Origin of the sequence: Mesorhizobium sp. M0189 (genome assembly GCF_040322135.1) — a bacterium.
In the GTDB taxonomy this organism is placed as follows: domain Bacteria; phylum Pseudomonadota; class Alphaproteobacteria; order Rhizobiales; family Rhizobiaceae; genus Mesorhizobium.
The window spans coordinates 48970-71160 of record NZ_JAMYSW010000022.1 but is presented as its reverse complement, the minus strand read 5'-3'; the positions used below and the strand labels follow the sequence as shown (position 1 = coordinate 71160).

Annotated in this window: 17 protein-coding genes; 12 read left to right on the top strand and 5 right to left on the bottom strand. The window is 64.1% G+C overall.

Translation table 11 applies throughout. The features are described from left to right. Positions 1-134: 134 nt before the first annotated feature. A complete protein-coding gene (locus NKJ09_RS28240; protein WP_352496011.1) occupies positions 135-2150 on the bottom strand; it encodes a thioredoxin domain-containing protein in 2016 nt (671 codons plus the stop codon). A 59-nt stretch (positions 2151-2209) separates the two neighbouring features. Between NKJ09_RS28240 and mnmE the strand changes: the two genes are divergently transcribed. The 5 genes from mnmE to NKJ09_RS28215 all read left to right on the top strand — a co-directional run bounded on the left by mnmE (position 2210) and on the right by NKJ09_RS28215 (position 8244). Further along, the gene (gene mnmE / locus NKJ09_RS28235) at positions 2210-3538 is read left to right on the top strand and encodes a tRNA uridine-5-carboxymethylaminomethyl(34) synthesis GTPase MnmE (RefSeq protein WP_352496010.1); all 1329 of its coding nucleotides are present in this window, start codon (positions 2210-2212) and stop codon (positions 3536-3538) included. A gap of 416 nt (positions 3539-3954) precedes the next feature. Further along, positions 3955-5844, top strand: a complete 1890-nt coding sequence (mnmG, locus tag NKJ09_RS28230) for a tRNA uridine-5-carboxymethylaminomethyl(34) synthesis enzyme MnmG (protein WP_352496009.1) — start codon at positions 3955-3957, stop codon at positions 5842-5844. After that, a complete protein-coding gene (rsmG, locus tag NKJ09_RS28225) occupies positions 5841-6479 on the top strand; it encodes a 16S rRNA (guanine(527)-N(7))-methyltransferase RsmG (RefSeq protein WP_023718751.1) in 639 nt (212 codons plus the stop codon). Before mnmG ends, rsmG begins: the two co-directional genes overlap by 4 nt. A 37-nt stretch (positions 6480-6516) precedes the next feature. Next, positions 6517-7317: a ParA family protein gene (locus NKJ09_RS28220; protein WP_084642633.1), complete on the top strand. Its 801-nt coding sequence runs from the start codon at positions 6517-6519 to the stop codon at positions 7315-7317. A gap of 45 nt (positions 7318-7362) precedes the next feature. After that, positions 7363-8244, top strand: a complete 882-nt coding sequence (locus NKJ09_RS28215; protein ID WP_023718749.1) for a ParB/RepB/Spo0J family partition protein — start codon at positions 7363-7365, stop codon at positions 8242-8244. 315 nt (positions 8245-8559) lie between these two features. Here NKJ09_RS28215 and holA read toward each other — a convergent pair whose 3' ends face one another. Both holA and NKJ09_RS28205 read right to left on the bottom strand, forming a co-directional pair. Continuing rightward, a complete protein-coding gene (gene holA, locus NKJ09_RS28210) occupies positions 8560-9603 on the bottom strand; it encodes a DNA polymerase III subunit delta (RefSeq protein WP_023718747.1) in 1044 nt (347 codons plus the stop codon). A gap of 53 nt (positions 9604-9656) precedes the next feature. Continuing rightward, positions 9657-10607, bottom strand: a complete 951-nt coding sequence (locus NKJ09_RS28205) for a hypothetical protein (RefSeq protein WP_352496006.1) — start codon at positions 10605-10607, stop codon at positions 9657-9659. Positions 10608-10921: 314 nt separating this feature from the next. Here NKJ09_RS28205 and NKJ09_RS28200 point away from each other — a divergent pair, with 314 nt between their 5' ends. The 4 genes from NKJ09_RS28200 (at position 10922) to lpdA (ending at position 16196) form a co-directional block, all read left to right on the top strand. Beyond that, a complete protein-coding gene (locus NKJ09_RS28200; protein WP_023718744.1) occupies positions 10922-12154 on the top strand; it encodes a 3-methyl-2-oxobutanoate dehydrogenase (2-methylpropanoyl-transferring) subunit alpha in 1233 nt (410 codons plus the stop codon). A 2-nt stretch (positions 12155-12156) separates the two neighbouring features. Then, entirely contained in the window at positions 12157-13170 is a 1014-nt protein-coding gene (locus NKJ09_RS28195) for an alpha-ketoacid dehydrogenase subunit beta (protein ID WP_352496005.1), read from the top strand. An 11-nt stretch (positions 13171-13181) separates the two neighbouring features. Continuing rightward, a complete protein-coding gene (locus tag NKJ09_RS28190; RefSeq protein WP_023718742.1) occupies positions 13182-14561 on the top strand; it encodes a dihydrolipoamide acetyltransferase family protein in 1380 nt (459 codons plus the stop codon). A 237-nt stretch (positions 14562-14798) separates the two neighbouring features. Further along, the gene (lpdA, locus tag NKJ09_RS28185; RefSeq protein ID WP_352496014.1) at positions 14799-16196 is read left to right on the top strand and encodes a dihydrolipoyl dehydrogenase; all 1398 of its coding nucleotides are present in this window, start codon (positions 14799-14801) and stop codon (positions 16194-16196) included. Between the two features lie 171 nt (positions 16197-16367). Here lpdA and NKJ09_RS28180 read toward each other — a convergent pair whose 3' ends face one another. Then, positions 16368-17471: a saccharopine dehydrogenase family protein gene (locus NKJ09_RS28180; protein ID WP_023718740.1), complete on the bottom strand. Its 1104-nt coding sequence runs from the start codon at positions 17469-17471 to the stop codon at positions 16368-16370. A 123-nt stretch (positions 17472-17594) separates the two neighbouring features. Here NKJ09_RS28180 and NKJ09_RS28175 point away from each other — a divergent pair, with 123 nt between their 5' ends. The 3 genes from NKJ09_RS28175 (at position 17595) to NKJ09_RS28165 (ending at position 20000) form a co-directional block, all read left to right on the top strand. After that, positions 17595-18023, top strand: coding sequence for an Lrp/AsnC family transcriptional regulator (locus tag NKJ09_RS28175; RefSeq protein WP_023718739.1), 429 nt, complete (start codon positions 17595-17597; stop codon positions 18021-18023). Positions 18024-18376: 353 nt separating this feature from the next. Continuing rightward, positions 18377-18742 (top strand): RidA family protein, encoded by a 366-nt coding sequence (locus tag NKJ09_RS28170; RefSeq protein WP_023718738.1) that lies wholly within the window; start codon positions 18377-18379, stop codon positions 18740-18742. Positions 18743-18764: 22 nt separating this feature from the next. Then, entirely contained in the window at positions 18765-20000 is a 1236-nt protein-coding gene (locus NKJ09_RS28165) for an amidohydrolase/deacetylase family metallohydrolase (protein ID WP_023718737.1), read from the top strand. A 168-nt stretch (positions 20001-20168) separates the two neighbouring features. Here the strand turns inward: NKJ09_RS28165 and NKJ09_RS28160 are convergent, their stop codons facing one another. Beyond that, positions 20169-21950, bottom strand: a complete 1782-nt coding sequence (locus NKJ09_RS28160; RefSeq protein ID WP_023720567.1) for an NAD(P)/FAD-dependent oxidoreductase — start codon at positions 21948-21950, stop codon at positions 20169-20171. Between the last annotated feature and the right edge of the window lie 241 nt (positions 21951-22191).

The following is a 22191-nucleotide window of genomic DNA, read 5'->3' as shown; positions in this document are numbered from 1 at the left end:
CTCCGCCAAGCTCAACTGGCCCGTCTGCTTCACTGCCATCGCGATTCCCTCAGACCGTCCACCTCAGAGAATCACAATCAGCGAATTACGCAACAGGCCCACAGAGGGGAGAAGGAGGGGTCGCGCCAGGTCCATCACCGCCGCAAATGCCGCTCAAGTTCCTCGGCTTCCGTTACCACCGGCAGGCAAACCTGCCCGGTGCACAGCCAGGCGCCTGGCCTATCTGTTGGCGGCAGAATGCCGCCTGGTAGGGCCGGCAGGTTTATTGCCGAGCGGGTTGCCACGACAATGTCAACCCTTCGTGGATCCGGTGATCGATTCGCTACCGGAACGAGCTGCGGGTTCGCCAAATCATCCACGATCACCAGTTTCAGCGGTTCGAGCGCCAGGGCACAGGCATTGACGATTCCCGCCTGGCCATGGCCCTGGTGCTCCGCCCGCCCGGCCGCGTGCTCGGCGACTGTCCAGGCTTTTTCCCAGAGATCGAGATCGCCGGTCAGCGACGACAATCGGACCATGGCTTCGATGATCTGCCCGGTGGCGGAAGGAATGGCCTCGTCGACATCGCCGCGGATGCGGATCGGCACATCCGTGCTGTCCGACGCGGTCAGATAGTAGCCGGTCTTGTCGCTGTCCCGGTGCCAGAGATCGAGTTGCTCAATGAAGTTCTTGGCGCGATCGATATAGTCGGGATTGCCGGTCGCCTCGAACAGCGAGACCGCCGCATTGGTCATGGCGGCATAGTCGCTCGACAGGGCCGGGAACAGCCTCTTTGCGCCGAGCATCGAATGCGGCAGGCGGCCGTCACGTCCGGCGCCCGCAATGGCGGCAAAGCCCGCTGCCGCCGCTTCGATCCAGTCGGATCGGCCAAGCGATCGCCCGGCCTCGGCAAGGGCTGCGATCATCAAGCCGTTCCAGTCGGTCAGGGCCTTGCCGTCACGCCCTGGCCGGATGCGCTGTGACCTCGCCGCGAGCAATTTTTCTTTCAGAGGGACGAGCTGTTGGCGGTCGATCACACTTTGCGTCTGCTGGGCTTCTGTCTGGCGGATGATCGGCTTGCCCTCCCAGCCATGCGGGTCGGCAAGTGTGAAGTAGTTGAAAAACAATGCTGATTCGTCATCAAGGGCAAGCTCGACCTCATCCTTGCTCCAGGTATAGAACAGCCCTTCTTCCCCTTCGCTGTCGGCATCGAGACTGGCAGCGAAGGCACCGCCCTCGACCCGCATTTCGCGCAACAGCCAGGCAATCGTTTCTTCGATTCGCAACCGGAACAATTCCTTGCCAGTTGACGCGTAGGCCCAATTGCACAGCCGGACGAGTTGGGCATTGTCGTAGAGCATCTTTTCGAAATGCGGCACCAGCCATTCGGCGTCGGTCGAGTAGCGACTGAGGCCACCGCCGACATGGTCGTAGATGCCGCCGGCCAGCATCTTTTCGAGGCTGAGGAGAACGGCGTCACGATGGGCTGCGGTGCTGTCGCGCAGCCAGGACAGCCAGAGGCTCTGCATGAACGGCGCGTTGGGGAATTTGGGTGCGCCGCGCAGGCCGCCCAGCTCGCGGTCGATCATGCCGTCAATGCCGTTGGCGAGCTTCGCTAGCGTGTCGCTGTCGAGTACGGCCTTGGCATGGCTGCCCGCCAGCCGCGCCTCGACATGCGTAGTCAAACCGTCGGCGCTTTGGTTAACGCTTTCTTTCTTCTCCCGCCAAGCCTTGTCGACCGCCTCCAGCACCTGGACGAAGCCCGGGCGCCCGTAGCGGGCTTCGCGAGGGAAGTATGTGCCGCCCCAGAACGGCTTGCCGTCCGGCGTCAGGAACATGGTCAGCGGCCATCCGCCCTGCTCGCCCATCGAGGACAGCGCCGCCATGTAGATCTGGTCGATGTCGGGGCGCTCCTCGCGGTCGACCTTGATATTGACGAAGAGACGGTTCATGACGGCGGCGACGCCGTCGTTCTCGAAGCTCTCATGCGCCATGACGTGGCACCAGTGGCAGGCGGCGTAGCCGACTGACAGCAGGATCGGACGCTGCAGCGCCTGTGCTTCGGCCAGAGCGGCAGGCGACCATGGCCGCCAGTGCACCGGATTGCCGCTGTGCTGCTGCAGATAGGGACTGGCCTCTTCGGCAAGCAGGTTTTGTGCAGGCAATGTCACGGCGCAACTCGATGGTGGATTGAACAGGCATAGCTAGGGCGCTTCGGCAGAGCGGGCAAATGATTTCAAAAGACTCCATCGTGGCACTGTCGAGCGGGCGCCTGCCGGGCGGCATTGCGGTGATCCGAATTTCGGGGCCGCAGAGTCGATTCGTAGTCGAAACGATTGCCGGATCGGCCGTGCCGAACCGCGTTGCTAGCTATCGCAAGTTACGGGCGCCGGACGGATCGGTGCTGGACAGCGGCCTGGTCGTCTTCTTTGCCGGTCCCGACAGTTTTACCGGCGAGGACGTTGCCGAGTTCCATGTGCATGGCGGACGCGCCGTCGTGGCGAAGATGCTGGAAACGATCACCTCCTTCGACGGCGTCAGGCATGCCGAGCCGGGTGAATTCACCCGCCGCGCCTTTGTCAACGGCAAGCTCGATCTGGTCGAAACCGAGGCGCTGGCCGATCTCATCAATGCCGAAACCGAGGCGCAGCGGCGCTTTGCCGTGCACAATGCCGAAGGCGTGCAGAGCGAACTCTATCTGGGCTGGCGCCGACGGCTGATCCACGCCCGCGCGATGATCGAGGCCGAGATCGATTTTGCCGACGAGGACGACGTGCCGGGTTCGGTCGCCGACACAGTCTGGTCCGACGTGCGGGCCATGATCGCCGAGATCGAGCGCCATGTCGCCGGCTTCCGCGCTGCCGAAATCATTCGCGACGGGTTCGAAGTCGTCATCCTCGGTGCGCCGAATGCCGGCAAATCCAGCCTGTTCAACGCTCTGGCGCGGCGCGAGGCGGCGATCGTCACCGATGAGCCGGGCACGACCCGCGACCTGCTGGAGGTGGTGCTGGACCTCGAAGGGGTGCGGGTCCGGGTAACCGACACCGCCGGTCTGCGCGAGGCGCCCGGCAAGATCGAGGCGATCGGCATCGAGAAGGCCAGGGCCAAGGCGCACAGTGCGGACCTGCTGTTGCTGCTTGAGGATATGGCTGAGCCAATGGCGATCGGTGTGCTGCCGGGCGCCATTCCGGCGCTGAGGGTCGGAACGAAGGTTGATCTTCTGAGGGGCGAATCACCCTCGCCCGCGGCGCACTGCGATATCGCTATCTCGACGCAGGACGGCACGGGAGTGGCCGAATTGCTGGACGAGATCGGGCGGCACGCCGCAGCGCAGATCGGCCAGGCCGGCGATATCCTGCCGTCGCGGCTGCGGCACGTCGAGCTGCTCAATGAGACAAAACGCTTCCTGCTTGCGGCAGCGGCAAGTAGTGACCGCGGACAGGAATTGCGCGCCGAGGAACTGCGCCTGGCGGCGGATCGGCTCGGACGGATCGTCGGCGCGGTCGATGTCGAGGATATGCTCGACGTGATCTTTTCGCAATTCTGTATCGGCAAGTGACTCACGTGAAACATTGGGAAGAATACGCCCCAGTGATTCACGTGAAACGCTGGGCGGTCAGTGGAGGGCATTGTTTCACGTGAAACGATTCGCTGTGCAAATGTCGCAGGTGCTGCAGGTTGAGGGGTTAGTGCGGCTCTCGCCTTCTCCCCGTGTGGGAGAAGGTGGCCAAGCGAAGTTCGGTTGGATGAGCGGTGTTCCAGCTTGGCACCGACGGTGATCCGTCCAGCACCCCTCAACCGTCTTGGCGCTGCGCGCCAATCCACCTTCTCCCACAAAGGGAGAAGGCAGACAGGGCAGCGCCGGGCGTTCTCTATCTGCAATGGTCAGCGCAGTTATGCGCCTGAAGCCTCTCTGTTCTTGACAGCTCGTCCCGGCGGGCACATGTGTCGGCAGATTCGAACCGGAAGATACAGATGACCAATCGCTATGATGTGGTTGTGGTGGGTGGCGGCCATGCTGGGTGCGAGGCGGCCAGTGCTGCCGCGCGTGCCGGCGCCAGAACCGCGCTGGTGACGCTGCGCTTCGACACGATCGGTGTGATGTCCTGCAACCCGGCGATTGGCGGCCTCGGCAAAGGCCATCTGGTTCGCGAGATCGATGCCATGGACGGGCTGATGGGGCGCGTCGCCGATGCGGCCGGCATCCAGTTCCGTCTGCTCAACCGTCGCAAGGGGCCAGCGGTCCGCGGTCCGCGGACGCAAGCCGACAGGAAGCTCTATCGGCTCGCCATGCAGGCGGCAATCCGGCAGCAGGCCGGCCTCGATGTCATTGAAGGCGAGGTGCTGGACTTCGACATCAATGACGGGGAAATCGACGATGGGCGCATCGCGGCGGTGCTGCTGGCGGATGGAAGCAGGCTCGCCTGTGGCGCCGTGGTGCTGACGACCGGCACCTTTCTGCGCGGGCTGATTCATATTGGCGAGAAGAAAATCGTCGCCGGCCGCATGAACGAGCAAGCGAGCATCGGCCTGTCGGCGACGATGAGCCGCGCCGGCTTCAGGCTCGGGCGGCTGAAGACCGGCACGCCGCCGCGGCTGGACGGCAGGACGATCGATTGGGCGTCGCTTGAGAGCCAGGCGGCGGATGAAGATCCCGTGCCGTTCTCGCTGCTCACCGACCGCATCGAAAACCCGCAGATCCATTGCGGGATTACGCGCACGACCAATGTCACGCATGAGCTGATTCGCGCCAATCTTGGCCGCTCGGCTATGTATTCGGGGTCAATCGAAGGCGTCGGGCCGCGTTATTGCCCGTCCATCGAAGACAAGATCGTCAAGTTCGGTGACCGCGAAGGCCACCAGATTTTTCTGGAGCCAGAAGGGCTCGACGACGACACGGTGTACCCGAACGGCATCTCGACCTCCCTGCCCGAGGACGTACAGCTCGACATCCTGAAAACCATTCCGGGGCTGGAGCGGGCAACGATGCTGCAGCCCGGCTATGCCATCGAATATGACCATGTCGACCCACGCGAACTCAAGCCGACGCTGGAAACCAAGCGGATCGCCGGGCTTTACCTCGCCGGCCAGATCAACGGAACCACCGGCTACGAGGAGGCTGGCGCGCAAGGGCTGCTTGCCGGCTTGAATGCAGCGCGCAAGGCGTCGGCGAGCGATGAAATCGTGCTAAGCCGCACCGAAGCCTATATCGGCGTGATGGTCGACGACTTGACCAGCCGCGGCATCGCCGAGCCCTACCGCATGTTCACCTCGCGGGCCGAGTTCCGGCTGTCGCTGCGTGCGGACAATGCCGATGAGCGGCTGACGCCGCTGGCGATGAGACTGGGGATCGCCTCGCCGGAGCGAACGCAACGGTTCAACACTGTCGTGCAAGACCTTGATAAGGCGCGGCAGCTCGCCCTCGGCACCACGATGACCCCGAATGAGGCGGCGCGCCATGGGCTCGAGATCAACCGGGACGGCGTACGCCGCTCGGCCTATGAGTTGCTGGCCTATCCCGGTGTCGACATCGCCTGGCTGGGGCGCATCGAACCTGCTTTTGGAGCAATCGACGCCAAAACGGCCGAACGTCTTGAAACGGAAGCCAAATATTCCGTCTATCTCGACCGCCAGCAGGCGGACGTCTCGCAGATCAGGCTTGAGGAGAGCCGGCTTATTCCCGAGTCGCTCGACTTTGCTTCTGTTCCCGGCCTGTCCAATGAGCTGAAGCAAAAGATGCTGGCACGCCAGCCGCGTTCCATCGCTGACGCGCAGCGTATGGAAGGCATGACGCCGGCGGCGCTGGCGATTATCGTCGCGCATGTCCGCAACGCCGAGGCGGCCGCGCGAAAGCAGGTCGCGTGAGCGCTGCGTCCTGGGCGAACCTGCAACAGGCAGCAGGCCCGGTTTCACGTGAAACATTCGATCGTCTGGTCGAGTTCGAGGCCGTCTTCCAGAAATGGAATCGCCGGATCAATCTGGCCGCGCAATCGACGCAGGACGATGTCTGGCGCCGCCACATCCTCGACAGCGCGCAACTGGCGCGAATCAAACCAGACGCGAAGCGCTGGGTCGATCTCGGCTCCGGCGGCGGTTTTCCCGGGCTTGTGCTGGCCTTTCTACTGGTCGAGCGTGAAGGGGCCAGCATCGACCTGGTTGAAAGCAATCGGAAAAAAGCATCGTTCCTGCAAGCGGTCGTCGGACAGTTCAGCCTGCCTGCCAAGGTCATCGCGCGACGCATAGACGACAGCTATCCTCTTGTTCCTGCACCGCAAATCGTCACGGCCAGGGCGCTCGCCTCGCTGCCGGCCCTGCTCCACCTGGCGGCGCCGTGGCTTACGAAGGGCGCGCGCGGCCTGTTTCACAAAGGCCGGGATTACCGCGCCGAAGTGGCAGAAAGCGCTCAACGATGGTCTTTCGATCTGGTAGAACATGCCAGTGTAACCGACGCGCAGGGCGTCGTTCTCGAAATATCCGACTTGCGACAGCACCCTGGCTAGTGACCGGCGACCCCGAATGAATTTCTGGCATAGACCCATGATGAAGAACGGCCCCCGAATCATCACCGTCGCCAACCAGAAGGGCGGCGTCGGCAAGACGACGACGGCCATCAATCTGGCCACCGCGCTGGCCGCTATAGGCGAACAGGTGCTGATCGTCGATCTCGACCCGCAGGGCAACGCCAGCACCGGGCTTGGCATCGACCGGCGCGACCGCACCGTCTCGTCCTATGATGTGCTGACCGGCGAACTCGACCTGGAAGCGGCGGCGATCCCGACGGCGGTGCCCGGCCTGTCGATCGTGCCGTCGACGCTCGATCTGCTCGGCATCGAGATGGAAATCGCCTCGGCGCCGGACCGGGTGCTGCGGCTGCGCAACGCGCTGCGGGCTTCGGCCGAGCGCTCGGCCAATTTCGGCTATGTGCTGATCGACTGCCCGCCCTCGCTCAATCTGCTGACGCTGAATTCGATGGCTGCGGCCGATTCGGTGCTGGTACCGCTGCAGTGTGAATTCTTCGCGCTGGAGGGCCTGAGCCAGCTGTTGGAGACGGTCGAGCAGGTGCGCCGTTCGATCAACCCCGATCTGACGATCCAGGGCATAGTGCTGACGATGTTCGACGGGCGCAACAATCTCGCCAACCAGGTGGTGCAGGATGTACGGGCGCATATGGGCGACAAGGTCTATGAAACCGTCATCCCGCGCAATGTCCGCGTTTCCGAGGCGCCGTCCTATGGCAAGCCGGCGATTCTCTACGACCTCAAATGCTCGGGCAGCCAGGCCTATCTGCAGCTTGCTTCCGAAGTGATCCGCCGCGAGCGCAAATTGCGTGCCGCCTAACAGTAGCCAACAAGCGATTCGATACCGAAACGATCTGGACGGACGATGAACGAAGACCCTTCGAGAAAGAGACTGGGCCGGGGATTGGCGGCCCTGATCGGCGAAATCGATCGCCCGGCGGCACCGGAAAAGCCGGGGCTGGCGGCCGACGGCAAGGTGCCGATCGAGTTCCTCAGCCCTAACCCGAAAAACCCGCGGCGGCATTTTGGCGACGCCGACCTGACCGACCTCGCCCAGTCGATCCGCGAACACGGCGTGGTGCAGCCGGTGGTGGCGCGGCCGTCGAAAACCCAAACGGGCCGCTACGAGATTATCGCCGGCGAGCGTCGTTGGCGTGCGGCGCAACGCGCCGGGCTGACCGAAATCCCGATCATTGTGCGCGATGTCAACGATCGCACGGCGCTCGAACTGGCGATCATCGAAAACGTCCAGCGCACCGACCTCAACCCGGTCGAGGAAGCGCTGGGCTACCAGCAGCTGATCGACGACCACGGCTATACCCAGGCCGATCTCGGCCAGGTGATCGGCAAGAGCCGCAGCCATGTCGCCAACACGCTGAGGCTGCTCAAGCTGCCCGACGTCATTCGCGACATGCTGGTCGATGGGGCGCTGTCGGCCGGCCACGCCCGTACCTTGGTGACGGCCGACGACCCGGCCGGGCTCGCCAAGCGGATCATCGATGAGGGGCTTTCGGTGCGCCAGGCCGAGGCGCTGGCGCAGATGCCGGTCGGCGCGCCGGCGGCAAAACGCCAACCCGCCGCACCGCCGCAAAAGGATGCCGACACACTGGCGCTGGAGCGGCAGATGACCAGTACGATCGGCATGATCGTTACGATCGAGCACAACCAGCGCGGCGGCGTGATCAGCGTCGCCTACCGGACGCTGGAGCAGCTTGACGAGCTTTGCCGAAGGCTGAAGCGGGAGTAGGTATGGCCCGGTACCTTAGCCGGCAAACTACTCGTGAATCGACTGCCGTTCTGACAAGAATTCGCTCCTGTTCGGGGTGTTGGCGCCGCCCCTCATCTGCCTGCCGGCATCTTCTCCCCGTATAGTGACGGGGAGAAGGGCGCTGTCTTCGACGGTTTTGCCGATCTCCAGCATTGCAAGAAGGTGCCGGCGTTGCGGCCGGCTTCTTTCTCCCCGTTTACGGGGAGAAATGCCCGGTAGGGCATGAGGGGCGGCGCCAGCCTCAATGATTGTCGTCTCCGACTGAGTTGAAGCTGCCATCTGCTCGAAGCGAGCTTACCTCTGCGCCAGCCTTGCGCTTTCCACGGCAATGCCGAGCAGCGCCTGGCGTGCCAGCGCGATCGACAGATCGGGCCGCCGGCGCGTTTGCAGCACCGCCGTCTGCAAGCGGGTCAGGGCGCGGCCGAGCGCCTCGCTGCTCCAGCGTTCGAGGGCTTTCTCGACCAGCTTGCGCCTGGAGAAAAACACCGGCGGGCGCGCCGCGGCTACGACCGAAGCGGCATTGCGGCCGCCGGCGTCCATCAGGCCGCGCATCGCCTGGATCGTCTGCAACTGCCGCATCGCCGATGAAAGCACCAGGAAGGGCTGGCCGCCAGACTGGCAATGGCGGGTGAAGGCGCTGTCGAAGTCGGCGATCCTGCCTTCGAGCAGGGCGTCGACGGCCGCATCGAAGGAGAGGCCGGAGACATCGCCGGATGTCGCCTTGACGTCGTCGAGGCCGATTTCGGCCTGGCCATGCGCATAAAGCACCAGCTTTTCGATCTCGCCGCGCGAGGCCAGCCGGTCGCCGCCAAGGTTGCGGCGCAGCGCCTGCCGCGCCTCCAGCGTCATCGACATGCCAGCCTTGCGCAGTTCGTCGTCGATGACCGTGTCAATGTCCCTGGCCTCATCGGCGTAGCAAGGCAGAGCCATGGCATTGTCCGCCGCCTCCACCACGCCGCGCAGGCCGACGCCCTTCTTCAGGTCACCGGCCTCGATCAGGATAATGGCATCGCGCGGCGGCTCGGCGGTCAGCGCCCTGACGTCGTCGGCAAGCGCCTTCTGAGCGCCGGCATTGCGCACCCATAGCAGGCGCCGCTCCGAAAACATCGGCACGGTGTGCGCCTCGTCGAGCAGGCGGCCCTCGTCGCGATCGACCTCCGATCCGTCCAGCCTGACCACCGAGAACGGATCGTCGAGCGGCAGGCCGGTCCTGGCGGCAAAGGCCTTTGCCCGCTCGGCGACCAGCCCGCGATCGGGACCGTAAAGCAGCACGATCGAGACGCGCGGATCCGGCTTCGCGAGCCATGAATCGACCTCGTATGCTTTCTTCTGTGCCATGGTGTTGTGGTTAGCATGGCGAGAGCTCCGGGTGAACCACAGGCGCCGGCCTGCTAGTTCTTGTCCTCGGGGGATTGCAGGATGCTATCAGGCTTGAACGAAGTATCGGCAGCACCGAGGCGTTCATAGTCCGTCATTGCCGTGTCAAGCGATTTGCCTTTCTCGACCGACCACAAAGTCACTGAGGCCAGATAATTTGTGAAGGCGTTCTGCTCTCTTCCGAAAATGGCGGCCAAACGCGAGTCGTTTTGGAAAAAGCGATCGAGTTCCTGTTTGATTGCAACGTCATTCTTCGCCAGCGACCGTATAGCCCATACAGCCGATGCCACCGTCATCACACGCATCATGTCTTTTGATGCCTGGCTCTTGGGGCACCCATATTTCCGGCATGCAGCGACAATCATGATATTCTCGGGGCGACCTGGAGCCACCGCACCCGCGAATTTCCCCATAACAAGGCCGATGCAGATTGCGTCCGCCGCGATGCCGTCACGGCTGGTTCGAAGATTTCCCAGAATATGATCTCCCAGAATATGATCTATGTAGGACAAGTCTCCTGTCGCCATATAGGCGCCAAGCAGCAGATCATTGTCCAACGGGACAAAGAGGGGTGTCAACGTTTTCAAAGGCATGGCACCGGGGGATGCTGCATCCTCCAGCTTTCGGCTCGACGCGAAACGCCGCGCTTCGTCCGTGAGACCAGCCTTGTGCAGAGCGGCCAGATAAAGGTCAGCCGCGCGATCGGAGGGCACGCCATCCAGCAGTTTTCGTCGCATCTCCGGCGAGCCGTCGAACAATGCAGCGAAAAACCCGGTTATCGTTCCGTTTTCAGCGCTGGACGGAGCTTGATCCAAGGTTGTGATAAGCCGGTCAATGCAGGCAGCATCCCTCGTGCGATAGTACGTGCCGATGCAATCGTCCGACTGAGCGAAAGCTGGTCGACCGGATCCAACCAGAAAAGCTACAATCGCCAAAGCGACGACGGCCCTCGATCTGCCTTGCATTCCCGCCTCTCTTACAACGATGCCGTCAGGATAAGGTCCTGAATGGTAGGCGCAACTTGAATCGCTGGATGTGCGGGCTCGTCAAAGGCAAGCTCACCCCGGGACATATCGTCTGTTGCGGCAATCGTCGGCAAATTTCTGCTAAGTTGCGTGCTGCCGTCCAACATCGACAAGAAATTTCGCAGACACATCTTCATCTTGTGCGCGGCAGGCTGCATCGGCGGGAGCCGAAGGACCGAAGCCCTGCCCGACGAATTGGCACTGGTCCGGCGGTGTGCAAATATCGCGCCGGGCAACAGTGGAGGACCGAGATCATGGCCGATGCCGGAATGTTGCGCTTCCATGTTCCGGAGCCGGAGGTGCGGCCGGGCGGCACGCCGGATTTTTCAGACGTGACCATCCCCAAGGCCGGCTCGGTGCCGCGCCCCGAGATCGACGTCGATCCGCGCACCATCCGCGATCTGGCGTTCTCGATCATTCGTGTGCTCAACCGCGCCGGCGAGGCGGTCGGGCCGTGGGCCGGCCTGCTTTCCGACGAGGAACTGCTGGAAGGGTTGCGCCATATGGTGACGCTGCGCAGCTTCGATGCGCGCATGCAGATGGCGCAGCGCCAGGGCAAGACCTCCTTCTACATGCAGCATCTCGGCGAAGAGGCGGTGAGCTGCGCCTTCCGCAAGGCGCTGGCGCCGGGCGACATGAATTTTCCGACCTATCGGCAGGCCGGCCTGCTCATCGCCGACGGCTATCCGATGGTCACGATGATGAACCAGATCTATTCGAACGAGGCCGATCCGCTGAAGGGCCGGCAGCTGCCGATCATGTATTCGTCGAAAGAGCACGGCTTCTTCTCGATCTCCGGCAATCTGGCGACGCAGTACATCCAGGCGGTCGGCTGGGCGATGGCTTCGGCGATCAGCAATGACCAGAAGATCGCCGCCGCCTGGATCGGCGACGGCTCGACCGCCGAGTCCGACTTCCATTCGGCGCTGGTGTTCGCCTCGACCTACAAGGCGCCGGTCGTGCTCAACGTCGTCAACAACCAGTGGGCGATTTCGACCTTCCAGGGGATCGCCCGGGGCGGCTCCGGCACTTTTGCTGCCCGCGGACTGGGCTTCGGCATCCCGTCGCTGCGCGTCGACGGCAACGACTATCTCGCCGTCCATGCGGTGGCCAAATGGGCGGCGGAGCGGGCGCGCAACAATCTCGGGCCGACGCTGGTCGAATATGTCACTTACCGCGTCGGCGCCCATTCCAGCTCCGATGACCCGTCGGCCTACCGGCCGAAGGCCGAGTCCGACGCGTGGCCGCTCGGCGACCCGATCGTCAGGCTGAAGAACCACCTCATCCAGCGCGGCGTCTGGTCGGACGAACGCCACGCCCAGGCCGAGGCGGAAATCCTCGACACGGTGATTTCGGCGCAGCGGGAGGCCGAGCGCCACGGCACGCTGCATGCCGGCGGCAAGCCCTCGGCGCGCGATATGTTCGAGGGCGTCTATGCCGAGATGCCGCCGCACCTCAGGCGCCAGCGCCAGCAGGCGGGAGTCTAACCATGCCGCGACGGACCATGATCGAGGCAATCCGCGACGCCATGGACGTGTCGATGGCGCGCGACGAGCGTGTCATCGTCTTCGGCGAAGATGTCGGCTTCTTCGGCGGCGTCTTCCGCTGTACGCAAGGCCTGCAGGCGAAATACGGCAAGAGCCGCTGCTTCGATGCGCCGATCAGCGAATCCGGCATTGTCGGCGCGGCCATCGGCATGGCCGCCTACGGGCTGAAGCCTTGCGTCGAGGTGCAGTTTGCCGACTATGTTTATCCGGCCTATGACCAGATCGTCTCGGAAGCGGCGCGGCTGCGCTATCGATCGAACGGCGACTTCACCTGCCCGATCGTGGTCAGGATGCCCACCGGCGGCGGCATTTTTGGTGGCCAGACCCACAGCCAGAGCCCGGAGGCGCTGTTCACCCACGTCTCCGGGCTGAAAGTCGTGGTGCCCTCGAACCCGCATGACGCCAAGGGCTTGCTGATCGCCGCGATAGAGGATCCCGACCCAGTGATCTTCCTGGAACCGAAGCGGCTTTATAACGGACCCTTCGACGGTCATCACGAGCGGCCGGTAACACCATGGTCGAAACACGAGCTTGGCGAAGTCGCCGACGGCCATTACACGGTGCCGCTCGGCAAGGCGGTGATCCGCAGACAGGGCGCTGCGGTCACCGTACTTGCCTACGGCACGATGGTCTATGTCGCCCAGGCGGCGGCCGAGGAGACCGGCATCGATGCCGAGATCATCGATCTGAGAACGCTGCTGCCGCTCGACCTCGAGACGATCGTCGCCTCGGTCAGCAAGACCGGGCGCTGCGTGGTCGTGCACGAGGCGACGCTGACATCGGGGTTCGGCGCCGAACTTTCGGCGCTGGTTCAGGAGAACTGCTTCCACCATCTGGAGGCGCCGGTGGCGCGGGTCACCGGCTGGGACACGCCCTATCCGCATGCGCAGGAGTGGGACTATTTTCCCGGTCCTGTGCGGCTAGGCCGCGCGCTCGTCGAAACGATGGAAGCCTGAGGGGGAAGACGATGGGCGAATATGTCATCAAGCTACCCGATGTCGGTGAAGGCGTCGCCGAGGCCGAGCTGGTCGAATGGCAGGTCAAGGTCGGCGATCTCGTGCGTGAGGACGCCGTGCTGGCCGCTGTGATGACCGACAAGGCAACGGTCGAGATTCCCTCGCCCGTCGATGGTGAGATCCTCTGGCTGGGTGCGGAGATCGGCGACACGGTGGCGATCGGCTCGCCCATCGTGCGCCTGAAGGTGGCCGGCGAGGGTAACGTCAAGCCGCCACGGGACGTTGAGGCGGGCGCCAAGCGTACCCCCACCCCTAACCTTGCCGGGGCGAGCCACGGGTCTCGCCCGTCCTTCGGACCCCCACAAGGGGGAGGGGGACGAGCTTCGGCTCCCAAGGCCGACGCCAAACCAGTCCCACCTCCGTCAGGAAGCGCTTCTGTGCGCGAAAGTGAGCCGGCAACGGAATTCCCCTCCGGCGGGGGTACTGCGCCGATCTCCGGCGCGCGGCGTCCGGAGGGCGAAAAGCCGCTGGCCTCGCCGGCCGTCCGCCTCAGGGCGAAAGAGGCCGGCATCGACCTGCGGCAAATTGTGGGGAGCGGCCCGGCCGGCCGTATCCAGCATGAGGACATCGAAGCTTTCCTGGCGCGCGGACCCGGGCCCGCCAAGATCTCCGGGCTTGTCCGCAACGAGGCGGTCGAGGATATCAAAATAGTCGGGCTCAGGCGAAAGATCGCCGAGAAGATGACGCTGGCCAAATCGCGCATCCCGCACATCACCTATGTCGAAGAGATCGACGTCACCGCGCTCGAGGATTTGCGCGCCGCGCTCAACAAGGAGAAGCGGCCGGGCGCGGACAGGCCGAAGCTGACGCTGCTGCCGTTTCTGATGCGGGCGATGGTCAAGGCGATCGCCGACCAGCCAAACCTCAACGCGCTGTTCGACGACGAGGCGGGCATAATCCACCAGCATGGCGGGGTCCATATCGGCATCGCCGCGCAGACCCCGTCGGGGCTGGTGGTGCCGGTGGTCAAGCACGCCGAGGCGCGCGACATCTGGGATTGCGCAGCCGAGGTTGTCAGGCTGGCTGAGGCGGCAAAATCCGGCACGGCGACGCGCGACGAGCTCTCTGGATCGACCATCACCATCACTTCGCTCGGGGCCATGGGCGGTGTGGCGACGACGCCTGTGATCAATCATCCGGAAGTGGCGATCCTCGGCGTCAACAAGATGATGATGCGGCCGGTGTGGGACGGCACCCAGTTCATCCCGCGCAAGATGATGAACCTGTCCTCCAGCTTCGACCACCGCGTCATCGACGGCTGGGAAGTCGCGGTGTTCATTCAACGGATCAAGACGCTGCTGGAAACGCCAGCGCTGATTTTTGTGGATTGAGGAGATGAACAGAGGATCGCAGGGGCGCAGGATGAGAGCAGTAGCGATCCTTCGCGCCCCCCTCTGCCCTACCGGGCATCTCCCCCTCAAGGGGGGAGATTGGCCGTCATCCCGCCTTTCGCCAATCTCCAGCTTTGCAGGACTAAGCCGAGCGCGAAAGCTGCCAATCTCCCCCCTTGAGGGGGAGATGACAGAGGGGGGCGCTGTCCCGCCGGCTCGTCGAACTAAGGTGCCATGATGAAGGAAATCTCCTGCAAGCTGCTCGTCATCGGCGCCGGTCCCGGCGGCTATGTCTGCGCCATCCGCGCCGGGCAGCTTGGCATCGACACGGTTATCGTCGAGTTCGGTAAACCGGGCGGCACCTGTCTCAATGTCGGCTGCATCCCGTCCAAGGCGCTGATCCATGCGGCCGAAGAGTTCGAAAAGGCGTCGCACTTGGCCGGCGGCAAGAGCCCGCTCGGCATTTCAATCGCAACACCATCGATTGATCTCGAAACGACCATCGCCTGGAAGGACGGCATTGTTAGCCGGCTTAACAGCGGCGTTGCCGGCCTGTTGAGGAAGGCCGGGGTCAAGACCGTGCACGGCTGGGCGAAATTCCGTGACGGCAAGACCGTCGAGGTCCAGACCGAAACCGGGATGCAGGTGGTCCGCGCCGAGACGGTGGTGATCGCCACGGGCTCGGCGTCGGTCGAATTGCCGTCGCTGCCCTTCGGTGGCCTGGTGATCTCGTCCACCGAAGCGCTGGCGCTGAGCGAAGTGCCGGAAAGGCTTGCCGTCGTCGGTGGCGGCTACATCGGGCTGGAGCTCGGCATCGCCTTCGCGAAGATGGGCGCCAGGGTGACCGTGGTCGAGGCTTTGCCGCGCGTACTGGCGCAATATGATGCCGAACTGACCCGGCCGGTCGTGAAGCGGCTCGCCGAGCTCGGTATCGAGGTGCTTGTGGGCGCCAAGGCCAAGGGGTTGTCGACCAAGGGCGATGCGCTGCTGGTCGAGACGAAGGACGGCAAGAATGCCAAGATCGTTGCCGACAGGATTCTGGTCACCGTCGGGCGCAAGCCGGTGGTCGAAGACTGGGGGCTGGAGCAGATCGATCTCGACATGGCGGGAAAATTCATCCGCATCGACGACCAGTGCCGCACCTCGATGCGCGGCATCTTTGCCGTTGGCGACGTCACCGGCGAGCCGATGCTGGCGCACCGGGCGATGGCGCAAGGCGAAATGGTCGCCGAGATCGTCGCCGGCCACAAGTGCAGCTGGGACAAACGCTGCATTCCCGCTATCTGCTTCACCGATCCGGAGCTGATCACCGCAGGCCTGTCGCCGGAGGAGGCAAAGGGGCTCGGCGGCGAAATCAAGGTCGGATTGTTCCCCTTCGCCGCCAATGGCCGGGCGATGACGAAGATGGGTGAGGAGGGCTTTGTCCGGGTCGTTGCCCGCGCCGACAACCATCTGGTGCTCGGCATCCAGGCGGTCGGCCAAGGCGTGTCGGAACTGTCGACGGCCTTCGGCCTGGCCCTGGAAATGGGCGCGCGTCTGGAGGACATTGCCGGTACCATCCACGCCCACCCGACGCAAGGGGAGGGTTTTCAGGAAGCGGCGCTGAAGGCGCTCGGGCGGGCGGTGCATATTTGAGGGCAGGGTGATCTCCCCTCTTGACGGCGAGATAGCCGGCAGGCCAGAGGGGGTCGGTTCGACTGGATTCGACCTCCCTTACGACAGTCGGAGGTTAGCGCTCTACGCGAGGCGACCCCCTCTGTCGCCTTCGCCGACATCTCCCCCCTCAAGGGGGGGAGATTACGCAGCTCAACCCGCCAGTCGGCTAACCATCTCGTGCTGCGCGTAGGCGCGGCCGAAGCGGTTGGCCAGGAAGGCGTCGAGCGCGATGTCCTCCTGCTTGATGAAGCCCTTTGCCGGCAAGGTGCCATCGGCCAGCATGTCGAGCACGGCGCAGATGGCGGAGGCAGTGGTGATCTGGATGGCGCTGCGTACCGTATCGCCGACACGCCTGGCGTAGATCTTGTTGGCGTAGGTCTCCTGCAGCAGGCGGCCATTCTTGCGGCCGCTGACGGTGACGAAGACGATGACGACGTCCTGCAGCGTCGCCGGCAGGGCGCTTTCGAAAATGTCCTTCAGCACGTCGCGGCGGTGGCGCAGGCCGAGGTCGTTGAGCAGCGCCTTCATGATCGCGGCGTGGCCGGGGTAGCGGATGGTGCGGTAGTTCAGCGTCCGCACCTTGCCTTTCAGCGTTTCGGCCAGCGTGCCCAGCCCGCCCGAGGTGTTGAATGCCTCGTAGGTGACGCCGTCGAGCGAGAATTCTTCACGCTCCTCCAGCGGCGGCACTTCGACCAGCTCGCCTTCGACGATCGCCTCACAAGGCTCGCAATATTCGTTGATGACGCCGTCGGTGCTCCAGGTCAGATTGTAGTTCAGCGCATTCGACGGGTATTGCGGCAGCGCGCCAACCCGCATGCGCACGCTTTCCAGCGTGTCGAAGCGGCTGGCGAGATCGTTGGCGACGATCGAGATGAAGCCCGGCGCCAGCCCGCATTGCGGGATGAAGGCGCTGTTGCCGGAGCGCGCCAATTCCTTGACGCGCCTGGTGCTGACGACGTCCTCTGTCAGATCGAGATAGTGCACGCCGGCGCTGGCCGCCGCTTCGGCGATGCGCGTGGTCAGATGGAAGGGCGCAGCGCTGAGCACCGCGAACTTGCCGGCCAGGGCGGCTTCGAGGGTGCCGACGGCCTCGATGTCGAGTTCCAGCGTCTCTACGCCGGCCGGCAGTTCGGCCGCGCCGAGCTGTGTGGCCGAGCGGTCGGCGAGGGTGACATGATAGTCGCCCGTGGAAGCCAGCATCTCGGCTATGGTCGAGCCGATCTTGCCGGCGCCGACGACGATGATTTCCTTCATGACCGGTCCCTCGCACCAATGTTAAATAGACGGCTAGAATCGCAGCTTGCCTGTCGAAAGGAAGAGTAGGATTGTGCAAAACGCAGTCTCTGTTTGACCAATACGCCGGCAAGGTTCGTCGAAATGCTTAGTGATGCCGACCAGGCGCTGCTTTCCCTGCTGCGCATCAATGCACGCGCCTCGACCGCCGAACTGGCGCGGCGGCTGGGCGTCTCACGGACGACGGTGCAGAGCCGGATCGAGCGGCTGGAGCAGCGCGGCATCATCACCGGCTACGGCGTCAGGCTTTCGCCGGATTACGAACAGGGACTGGTGCGGGCGCATGTCCTGCTCACCGTCACGCCCAAGCTTGCCGACAAGGTGGTGCGCAGCCTGCAGTCGCTCCCGCCGGTGCGGACGCTGCATTCGGTGAGCGGCAATTTCGACATGATCGTCATCGTCGAGGCGCCGTCGATCAGGGATCTCGACACGCTTCTCGACCAGATCGGCGCCATGGACGGGGTCGAGCGGACGTCGTCGTCGATCATCCTGTCGACGCGAATCGATCGCTGAGCGGGCTGGCGTCGCGGGTCAAGACGCTGGCGGGACAGCGCCCCCCTCTGCCCTGCCGGGCATCTCCCCCCACTTGGGGTCCCTCAAGGGGGAGATCGGCAGCTTCGCTGGCAGCGCACCTTTTGCAAGGTCGGTGGTTGGCGAAATCAGTGATGACGGCCAATCTCCCTCCTAGTGGGGGAGATGCCAAGTAGTGGGAAAGAGGGCAGGACAGAGGGGGGCGCGAAGGGTCACCGAGCGTGGTGACCAAGCTGGCGCTCCCGCAGCAAAGCGATATAGCTTCCAAAATGTTGGATGAGAACCGCGGTGGCAGGCATAAGGGCGGTCACGCAAGATTTCCAGAGGAGGCCTCCTTGCCCAAGCAGTGTTTCGGAAAATCCCATGTGCCGTTGTCGCCGGCGGTCAGGGCCGGCGATTTCGTCTATGTCTCCGGCCAGGTGCCGGTCGGCAGCGACGGGCTGGTGGTCAAGGGCGGCATCGCCGAGCAGACCGAACAGGTGCTGTCGAACATCAAGGCGGCACTGGCGCTGGCCGGCTGCACGCTGGACGACGTGGTCAAGACCACGGTCTGGCTCGAGGACGCGCGCGATTTCGGCATCTTCAACACCGTCTATGCCCGGCATTTCCCGAAAGACCCGCCGGCACGCACGACGGTGGAGTCTCGGCTCATGATCGACATCAAGATCGAGGTCGAAGCCGTCGCCTACAGGCCGGCCTGACGGAAAAGCGGAGACAGGCGCAATGCAATTCGATCTCCTGATAAAAGGCGGCCGCCTCATCGATCCGGCGTCCGGCCTCGACGCACAACGCGATCTGGCGATTGTGGACGGCCGTATCGCGGCTATCGACGCCGAAATCCCCTTCGAGCGTGCCGCCCGCGTCATCGACGCCACGGGCTCCATCGTCGCGCCGGGCCTGATCGACCTGCACAGCCATGTCTATTGGGGCGGCACCTCGCTCGGCGTCGATGCCGACCGGCTCGCCGCAAAGAGCGGCACGACCACCTTCATCGATGCCGGAAGTGCCGGCGCCGGCAATTTCCTCGGCTTTCGCCGCCACGTCATAGAGCGCTCGAAAGTCCGCATCCTGGCCTACGTCAACATTTCCTTTGCCGGCATATTCGGCTTCTCGCAGACCGTGGCGGTCGGCGAGTGCAGCGACCTCCGGCTCTGCGAACCGCGCGAAACGGTGGCGGCGGCGCGCGAGCACGCGGACGTGGTTGTCGGTGTCAAGGTCCGTTCGGGTCGCCATGCCGGTGGCACCAGCGGCATCGCGCCGGTCGATCTCGCGCTCGAAGCCGCCGACAAGGCCGGCCTGCCGCTGATGGCGCATATAGACGAGCCGCCGCCCGGCCGCTCGGAAGTGCTGCCGCGGCTGCGCAAGGGCGACATCCTCACCCACTGCTTCCGGCCGTTTCCCAACGCGCCGGTCTTCGCCTCGGGGGCGGTGCGGCCGGATATGCGGCTGGCGCGCGAGCGCGGCGTCATCTTCGACATCGGCCACGGCATGGGCTCGTTCGATTTCGAGGTGGCCAAAGCGATGCTCAGCGAGGGTCTGGCGCCGGACGTGATCAGCAGCGACGTGCATCTCTACTGCGTCGACGGGCCGGCCTTCGACATCCTGGTCTGCATGTCGAAACTGCTGGCGCTCGGCATGCCACTGGTCGAGGTGCTGCGCGCCGCAACGCAGCGGCCAGCGGAAGCGATCGCCAGGCCAGATCTCGGCAGGCTGGCGATTGGCGTGGTCGGTGACGTCGCGGTGCTGCGTCTGCGTCCAGGCCACTTCACCTTTGTCGATTCGGTCGGCGCCTCGCTGGTCGCCGAGCAAAGGCTGGTCTCGGCCGGCATCGTGGTCGGCGGCACCTGGTGGCCGAACGAGGCGGTGGACGATCTCGGCGAGACCGAACGCTTCGAAGCGCATGCGCACGACACGCATGTCGAGGTGGCGAGCCGGCATTTCGGACATAGCCACTATTGACGGCGATGTGGCTCCCCTTCTCCCCTTGTGGGAGAAGGTGTCGCCGAAGGCGACGGATGAGGGGTGCTCCAGCTTGGCACCCACGGCGATCCGTCCAACACCCCTCATCCGTCTCGGCGCTACGCGCCGATCCACCTTCTCCCACAAGGGGAGAAGGGAAAGGCAGCCCTATCGCACCGGCGCTCCATAGACTGGCGTCGGAATGCCTTCCATGCGCGCCTTGATCTGCAGCGCCACGAATTTTGAATAGAAGCGCGACAGCGCAAGATTGCCGCCGTGGAACCACAGCGCTTCCTGCGCTGTCGGCTTCCACATGTTGCGCAACTCGCCTTGCCACGGACCCGGGTCGCCTTTCACGCCCGAGCCAATCCCCCAGCACGGCCCGACCTTGTCGGCGACTTCGCGCGAAACGATCGCCGCCACTGTCTCGTTCATCGAGAGATAGCCGGTGCAGGCGATGATCGCGTCGGCCGCCAGTTCCGTGCCGTCGTCGAAGAGGATGCCTGTCGGCGTCAGCGACTTGATCCCGACGCCGCTACGGATGCCGATCTCGCCGTCGATGATCAGATCGCAGGCGCCGACGTCGATGTAGAAGCCCGAGCCGGTGCGGTAGGCCTTCATCAGGAGCCCAGTCTCGTCGTCGCCGAAATCGATGGCGAAGCCGGTGCCGCGCAAGCGGTCGTAGAAAGCCGCGTCGCGCGCCTTGATGACGTCGTAAAGCGCCCGCTGGCCTTGCGGCAGCAGCGCGAACGGCGTCGAGGCGACGATCATGTCGGCCTTCTCAGTGGTGATGCCGCGGGCCAGCGCCTTTTCCGAAAATATCTCGAAACCGATCTCCATCAGCGTGTCCGACTTGACCACCGTCGTCGGCGACCGCTGGACCATCGTCACCTCGGCGCCGCTCTCCCAGAGATCGACGCCGACGTCATGGCCGGAACTTGCCGCGCCGATGACGGCGACCTTTTTGCCGCGGAATTTCTCGCCGCTGGAATACTGGCTGGAATGCAGGATTTCGCCGTTGAAGACCTCGGCGCCCGGCAGGTCGATGCGCCTGGGCGGGCCATAAGCACCGGTCGCGAAGACGATGTGCTTCGGCTTCAGCGTGATGCGCTCGCCGGCGCGGTCGAGCTCGACCGTCCAGACCTTTTCGGTCTCGTCATAGGAGGCACTGACGCATGTCGTGGAGGTCCAGTAATTGAGCTCCATGACGCGCGTATACATCTCCAGCCAGTCGCCCATCTTGTCCTTGGGCGTGAACACCGGCCAGTTCTCGGGAAACGGGATGTAGGGCAGATGGTCGTACCAGACCGGGTCGTGCAGCACGAGCGAGCGATAGCGCTTGCGCCAGGAATCGCCGGCCTGGGCGTTCTTCTCGATGACGATGGCCGGCACGCCCAATTGCCTGAGCCGCGCCCCCAGCATGATGCCGCCCTGGCCGCCGCCGATGACCAGGCAATAGGGCTGCTGGCTAACGCCGAGGTCACGCGCCTCGCGGCGCCTTGCCTCCAGCCAGGTTTCGCGTTCCGGATCGGCCTTGTGGCGGACGCCCAGCGGCCGCGCCGGGCCTTTGCGCTCTTCAAACCCCTTGAGATCGCTCATCGCCGTGAACAGCGTCCGGCACTTGCCGTCCCTGAGGCGCATGATGCCTTGGCCCCACGCCGATGACGTCTCGAAAGAAAACCAGGCTTCGATGGTGCCTTCGTCCGAAGTCGCTTCGCCGCTGAGCTGCCATTGAGCAGGCCTTGTGGTTGCCAGCGTCGCCGCCAGCATGTCGCGGATCGCGGCCGCCCCCTCCATCGTCTTGATGTTCCAGGTGAAGGTCAAAAGATCGCGCCAGTAGCAGTCCTCGACGAACAGATTGGTTGCGGCCTCGACGTCGCCCGCTTCGAGCGCTCGCGCAAAAGAACCGAGCCAGGTGGCCGCCTGTTTCGACGGTGAGATGTCGAGCATCTATCCTCCTCGTCGACCAAGAGTGCCAGAAGCCGCGCAAAATTCGGTAGGGCCAGTACAAAATTCAGAAGGGATCGTAGCCATCTACTCCCGTTATAACGGCTCCTCGGCGGTTGCCAGGTGGGACCATGATTTCCGTGCCGTTGTCAAATCTGACCCGAACCGTGTCCTCCAAGGCTACTTCTACAAGTCGCGTTCCGACCAAAGCCCAGATTAAGCTTAAATCGCCGCTACGGTTATC

Bases quoted from the DNA above. Each gene is read 5' to 3' on its own strand.
- mnmE (WP_352496010.1), top strand. From the start codon at position 2,210: ATGATTTCAAAAGACTCCATCGTGGCACTGTCGAGCGGGCGCCTGCCG.
- mnmG (WP_352496009.1), top strand. From the start codon at position 3,955: ATGACCAATCGCTATGATGTGGTTGTGGTGGGTGGCGGCCATGCTGGG.
- NKJ09_RS28220 (WP_084642633.1), top strand. From the start codon at position 6,517: ATGATGAAGAACGGCCCCCGAATCATCACCGTCGCCAACCAGAAGGGC.
- NKJ09_RS28215 (WP_023718749.1), top strand. From the start codon at position 7,363: ATGAACGAAGACCCTTCGAGAAAGAGACTGGGCCGGGGATTGGCGGCC.
- holA (WP_023718747.1), bottom strand. From the start codon at position 9,603: ATGGCACAGAAGAAAGCATACGAGGTCGATTCATGGCTCGCGAAGCCG.
- NKJ09_RS28205 (WP_352496006.1), bottom strand. From the start codon at position 10,607: ATGCAAGGCAGATCGAGGGCCGTCGTCGCTTTGGCGATTGTAGCTTTT.
- NKJ09_RS28200 (WP_023718744.1), top strand. From the start codon at position 10,922: ATGGCCGATGCCGGAATGTTGCGCTTCCATGTTCCGGAGCCGGAGGTG.
- NKJ09_RS28195 (WP_352496005.1), top strand. From the start codon at position 12,157: ATGCCGCGACGGACCATGATCGAGGCAATCCGCGACGCCATGGACGTG.
- NKJ09_RS28190 (WP_023718742.1), top strand. From the start codon at position 13,182: ATGGGCGAATATGTCATCAAGCTACCCGATGTCGGTGAAGGCGTCGCC.
- lpdA (WP_352496014.1), top strand. From the start codon at position 14,799: ATGAAGGAAATCTCCTGCAAGCTGCTCGTCATCGGCGCCGGTCCCGGC.
- NKJ09_RS28180 (WP_023718740.1), bottom strand. From the start codon at position 17,471: ATGAAGGAAATCATCGTCGTCGGCGCCGGCAAGATCGGCTCGACCATA.
- NKJ09_RS28175 (WP_023718739.1), top strand. From the start codon at position 17,595: ATGCTTAGTGATGCCGACCAGGCGCTGCTTTCCCTGCTGCGCATCAAT.
- NKJ09_RS28165 (WP_023718737.1), top strand. From the start codon at position 18,765: ATGCAATTCGATCTCCTGATAAAAGGCGGCCGCCTCATCGATCCGGCG.
- NKJ09_RS28160 (WP_023720567.1), bottom strand. From the start codon at position 21,950: ATGCTCGACATCTCACCGTCGAAACAGGCGGCCACCTGGCTCGGTTCT.